This is a genomic window from Syntrophorhabdus sp. (assembly GCA_012719415.1).
Lineage (GTDB): Bacteria > Desulfobacterota > Syntrophorhabdia > Syntrophorhabdales > Syntrophorhabdaceae > Delta-02.
The window spans coordinates 1-5878 of record JAAYAK010000221.1 but is presented as its reverse complement, the minus strand read 5'-3'; the positions used below and the strand labels follow the sequence as shown (position 1 = coordinate 5878).

The window sequence follows — 5878 nt, the reverse complement described above, 5'->3', positions numbered from 1 at the left end:
TCCTCCATCTCCCATATGCCGCAGGGACAGACGCCGGCGCAGAAACCGCAGCCTATGCAGAGGCTGGCGTCGACGACGTACTCGTAAGTGCCGTCCTCGTGTTCCACGCGTGATATGGCACCGTAATGGCACGCAATCTCGCACATGTGGCAGTCGCGGCAGACGGCGCACGACAGGCAGCGGTTCGCCTCGGCATTGAGTTCGACGGGTCCGGCCTTGCACGCCTCGTAGTAGGCGGTCTTTATCCGCTCGAAGGGAATGACCGGCCTTGGCTCGGTCCTGTAGAAAGACCTCCCGGTGAGCAGGGCGTCGACGGCAAGGGCCGCCCGTCTTCCGTGGCCGATGGCATGCGTCACGAGCCCGGGGCTCACGGCGTCACCGATGGCGAAGATCTTCGGGTCCGTCGTGTGGCCGGCCTCGTCCGCCTCTATCCAACCGTCTTTCCTCACGTGGACGGCCTCGGGCAGGAAACCCGTCAGCGGCGTGTCCCCGATGGAAATGACGACGTGATCGGCCTCGATGGATGTCCTGTCCGTGAAAGTGATCTTGCCTTTCTTCACCGACCAGGACGAAACGAACCGGGGCCAGAGGACCTTCGTCCCCAGGGATTCGGCTATCTCCCGTTCCTTTCCGAAGGCGGCCGGTCTCTGGATGTCGACGGCGGTGACCGCGGCGGCGCCGAGACGGAACGCCTCGGCTGCAACGTCCATGCCCACGTTCCCCGCACCGATGACGACGACCTTTCTGCCTGTGAGGTCGGGCGCTTCCTTCGTGTTCGCCCGGCGGAGGAAATCGTAGGCGGGCACCATGTCCGACGCGCCCTTCATGTCCGGCACGCGGGGCTTGTGGGCACCGCAGGCGACGACGACGGCGTCGTGCCCGGCATAGATCTCGTCGAACCTCCCCCTGTCCACCCTGACACCTGTGTGCACACTCACACCTATCTTCCTGAAGCGGCCAAGCTCCGCCGACAGGATGCGCCGCGGCAGTCTCCGCTTCGGAATGAAATATTCCAGCTTCCCGCCGATCTTCTCCTCCGCCTCATAGAGGTCTACGCTGTGCCCTTTGAGGGCGAGCTGCCATGCCGCCGAGAGTCCGCCCGGACCGGCTCCGATGACGGCGACCCGTTTGCCCGTCGCCTTGTCGCGCTCCGGAAGGGACAGCTCCAGGCTCGCCTTGCCGAACTCCTCCGTGTCGAGGGGCCGGTCAACGAGGGCACGCGTGCACCCCTGCATGCACAGGTGGGCGCAGACCTCGCCGCAGACGCTGGCCGGCAGGGGACTGTACCTGAGGACCAACTCCAGCGCCTCGTTCAGCTTTCCTTCGCGGATGAGACGCGTGCGCTGCCATGTCGGGATCCCGCTGGGACAGGTGTATTCGCATGGCGGAGCGTACTTCCCGTTGTTCCATGACGGCCGGAACCTCCTGTCCTGCCCGGTCGTTATGTAGGGAAGGACCGTTCCCGGGTGGTCGATGTACTCGGCGAATATGCCTCCCCCGCCAACTCCCGCCTCCCACATCGCTTTGCGGAACTCGCCGAGGGACACGGCGAAGGGCCTCGTCTTCTCCCGTTCCCTGGCGGTCAGTGGAATAAGCTTCCTCCACGCGCCGGCATCCTTCGTCAGCTCCCTGTAGTGGTCCTCGCGCTCTATGGTCCTGAGGAAAGGCCTCATGTTCGTCTTGAGCCACTGCCAGTCCTGGGGCGTGAGCTCGAGGAGCCGCACGTCCGACTCGCTGTAGGTCTCGATGGGACCGCGGAAATAGATGATCCCGCCGACCATTCCCACGCAGGGACGGTACCCTATGATGTTGTTCCTGTTGCGGGGCTCGACGCCGCAGATGACGGCGATGCCGCCGGCCTTGAACTCGGCGAAGGTGTCGCCCACATCGCGAAAGTACCAGGACTGGGGAGGGTCGTATTTGGGGTTGTGCTTCGTCATCGTGTCGCAGCGGGCCCCGCCGGAACCGCGGACATAGAGTTTCCCCTGCGCGGCTGCGTTGTGGGCCCCGTTGCCCGCGTCACCGAGGACCGTGATCTCGGCTCCGCAATTGAGCCACCCCACGTCATCGGAAACACTGCCCTTCGCGATTATCTTCGTTCCGAACATTCCCATCCCGCCGAGCCGCTGCCCCACCGGTCCCTCGACGGTGATGGTCACCGGTTCCGGGAAACCCCACAGGCGGCCCCCGATACCGTGCTGCCCGTTCGCCACGACGTGTATCTCTGTCGAACCCTCCCGGATCGCCTCGCGGATCTCCTCGTCGAGGACCCTCGAATTCGTGCGCTGCTCGTTCCTGTTTCCTTCGATGATCTTTGCCATGGCCCTATCCTCGCTTCCCTGAACCGCTCTTCCCGTCAGCAGACATAGCCTATCCGCAGACGCTCCGCTATATCCGCGTCATCCGCGCACAGGGCGTCGGACATGCCGATGGGCAACTCCGTGCTCCTGCCGAGCGGCGCAAAGATCTTCCTCAACTCCACGTCCAGCGACCGGAAGACCTCAACCACCCTTTCGGCCACCTTTTCCGGGTCCAGTCTGCGGTACAGCCTCGGGTCCTGGGTGGTGATACCCCGGGGACACCTGCCGATATTGCAGATGTTGCACCTGTTCATCTCGTCTCCGAAACACCCGGCGGCCGCCTGCATCATGTATTTCCCGATGGACACCGCCGACGCCCCCAGCATGATGAGCGCCGCGGCGTTGGCCGCGAGTCCGCCCTTCTTGCCCACCCCTCCAGCGGCGATGAGCGGCAGCTCGTTCTGTCGTCCCTGACGGGAAAGGTCAAGATAGCAATCGCGGATGTTGGACGCGATGGGATGCCCCATCTTGTCGAGGGAAACATTGTACGCGGCGCCGGTGCCCCCTTCCTCACCATCTATGGACAGGCCGCCGGCGTAGGGATTGCGCAGCAGGTTGTTGAGCACCGCCTTTGCCGTCCTCGTTCCCGATATCTTGGGGTATACGGGCACCCTGAACCCGAAGGCCATGGACATGGCCTGGATCATCTTCGCCACCGACTCCTCGATGGAGTACTTCGTCTGGTGCGTCGGGGGGGACGGCAGGTCCACACCCTGCGGCACGCCCCGTATCTCCGATATGAGCTTCGTGACCTTTTCCGCCATGAGGAGCCCGCCGTCCCCGGGCTTCGCTCCCTGACCGTACTTGATCTCTATCGCGCAGGGGTCATCGACCATGTCCGGGATCGCCCGGATGATCTCGTCCCATCCGAAGTAACCCGAGGCGATCTGGAGGATGAAATACCTGATGAACCTTGATTTGAGAAGCCTCGGCGGTATGCCGCCTTCCCCGGACGCCATGACGACGGGCATGTGGTCGACCTCGTTGAGGTACGCCACCCCCATTGCGAGTCCTTCCCACATCGTCGGCGACAGGGCCCCGACGGACATGCTGCCGATCATGACGGGATATATCTCCCGGACGGGCGGGACAAACCTGACGCCCCCGCCTGCCAGTTCCAGCTTGCCTTCCTTTACCCTGAAGGGCATCTCCTCCGGCGGCAGAACGCGCCCGAGATAGGACCGTATCCTGAACTCGTGGCGCCCGGCGTCGAGTGCCGGGTCCGTGAGCATCGATATACGCGTGAATTTCAGGTGGTCAAGCGTGGATTCCCGGGGATCGTTCCGTCTGCCGCCCCTGCGGTACGGGTGTCCTCCCGGGTTCTTGTGGAAGAGGAACTTGTGCTGGGGATTAAAAACAGGCTCTATGGCGTCGTTGGGACACACGAGAGTGCAGGCTCCGCACCCGGTGCAGTACCGTTCGATGTCCGTGGTCTGCTTCACCACGACAACGGTCTTCCGCGTGACCTTCGGAGTGGGGGACGCGTCTTCGGAGCTCACCTCGCGCCTTGTCACCACCGAAGGCTCGATGGCAGACATGGGGCACACGGCGGTGCACCGGCCGCATCTCTTGCACCTGTCCTCGCGCCACACGACGATATAGGGAAGGTCCTTGACCGTCAGTTCATGATTGTGGTCCAGCCGTACAGCTGATTCCATACCCGCACCTCCTGCGCTCCCGGGGAAACGATGACCATGTCATGTTTCATGGGGAAGATGTCCCTGGCACTCTCTCTTTGGGGGACCATGCTCTCGAGCCCGCACTCCTCCGACACGAGCCCGACCTTTCCCCTGACACCGCCCACAACCCCGGGGCGGAGCTTCTTCGCGTCGTGGACCATGAAACAGGAACCGTCAGGGGTGAACCCGATGATGACGTTCGGCCCGTCGATACACAGCGGGCGAAGGGCCACCCGCATGAGGGAAAGCACCTCGCTGTCTTCGCGCCGCCAGAGGTCACCCTCGCCCAGAGGCGTGATGACGTCCTTGTAATAGTGGAGGGGATAGCCGAGCTTCTTCACCGCGTAGTGGAGGATGTGCGTAAAGACCTCGCTGTCGCTGTCGTACCCCGTGTACCCCGCAAACCCCCTGCTCGCAAGGAACTCCCTGATAGGCACGAAGGCCGTGTTCTCGCCGTTGGTCATGGAACCGAAACCCTGGATGAAGAAAGGATGGCAGGCATAGAGGTTGATGTCGTAATTCGTGTTCTGCCGTCCCTGGGCAAAGATGATCTTCGCCTTCAGGCGGGAATCGGAGAGGCCGAAGAACTCCCCGAGCTGCAGGGGATCCCCCACCTCCTTGATGGTGACGATATCCGGGTAAAAGGAGAAGACCGTTATGGAACCGTTCGCCTCCCCCATACACCGAAGGGTGAGCCGCGTCTCGATGAGAAGCTCTTCCTTCTCTTCCTGACTCCGGTCCTCGTACTCCTCCGGGTAGTCGTAAACCTTTGCGAAATAATGGTCTTTGCGCTTTATGCCCTTTACAGGCCTCAGCGCCGGCCGCCACTGGTGCTTCAGCCGAAACCCGGCATGAAAGAGATATTCGTCAAGGGTGTAGAGCCCGTCCTTCGAGCATATCCCCGAAAGCACCGGGTAATCGGAGAACTCTGCAAGCTCTCCGCCCAGGTTCTTGAGGATAAGCCCCATCCCCGAGCCATCGTGGCCCTCGTGCATCGTCTCCAGGGCCCCGATGCATTCCATGGGGTTCAAGTATTCATTCGATGTGATCGCAGCCAGGCGACACATGGCAGCCTCCTTTTCCGGTCCCGCGTCAGACCGTCTCCCGCCAGTCTATCTATCCGTGTTCCAGCCTCTGTGCTTCGTCGACGAACCGCGATATGACCCTGCGGTACTGCAGGGAGGACTCCGCGATCCTTCGGAAGTTGGTGACAACCCTTTTTCCCTGATCGGCAAAGATCTCCATGATCCTTCTGCCGTCGCGGAGGACCCTCTTCACATCGACCTCCCTTTCATGCCTCATCCATGACTCCACCATCTCCGGTGTCGCCTCGATGTGGAACTGGAGACCGTAGGCACTGTGCCCTATTCTGAACGCCTGGTTGGCGCAGGCCCGGCCCTTCGCAAGAAGGACACCGTCGCCGGGAAGGTCGAAGGTGTCCTCGTGCCACTGGAAAACGGTCATATGCTGGGGATTGCCCCGGAAGAGGCTGTCCTTCATACCCTCCAACGTCTTCGTAACGGTGAACCACCCGATCTCCTTCTTTGGCGATCTCATTACGGCGGCGCCACAGGTCTTCGCGATGAGCTGCGCGCCGAGGCATATGCCGAGAAGCGGCACCTCATCGATAAGGGCGCGCCTGATGAGGGTCTCTTCGTCCTTCAGGAAGGGATAGGCATCCTCCTGATAAACGTTCATGGGTCCACCCAGGATGACTATCCCGCCGAAACCGTCAAGGTCATGGGGAAGCGGCGCGCCCCTGCCGGACATGTCGAGGACCTCCACGGTCCACCCGTCCTCGGAAAAGAGGTCCGCTATGTATCCCGGGCCTTCCTGCTC

Annotated in this window: 4 protein-coding genes; all 4 read right to left on the bottom strand. The window is 62.3% G+C overall.

Features of this window, described 5'->3' with window-relative positions:
* Positions 1-2321, bottom strand: a 2321-nt coding sequence (locus tag GXX82_13065) for an FAD-dependent oxidoreductase (protein ID NLT23970.1), incomplete at its 3' end; no start/stop codon positions are given.
* Positions 2322-2356: 35 nt separating this feature from the next.
* Positions 2357-4018, bottom strand: a complete 1662-nt coding sequence (locus GXX82_13060; GenBank protein ID NLT23969.1) for a 4Fe-4S binding protein — start codon at positions 4016-4018, stop codon at positions 2357-2359.
* On the bottom strand, positions 3979-5106 hold the full coding sequence (locus tag GXX82_13055; protein ID NLT23968.1) for a glutamate synthase: 1128 nt from the start codon (positions 5104-5106) through the stop codon (positions 3979-3981). The genes GXX82_13060 and GXX82_13055 overlap by 40 nt, the downstream gene beginning before the upstream one ends.
* 49 nt (positions 5107-5155) lie before the next feature.
* Positions 5156-5878, bottom strand: a 723-nt coding sequence (locus GXX82_13050; protein NLT23967.1) for a type 1 glutamine amidotransferase, incomplete at its 5' end; no start/stop codon positions are given.

Excerpts from the sequence above, each read along its gene's own strand:
- GXX82_13060 (NLT23969.1), bottom strand. The coding sequence starts at position 4,018 with ATGGAATCAGCTGTACGGCTGGACCACAATCATGAACTGACGGTCAAG.
- GXX82_13055 (NLT23968.1), bottom strand. The coding sequence starts at position 5,106 with ATGTGTCGCCTGGCTGCGATCACATCGAATGAATACTTGAACCCCATG.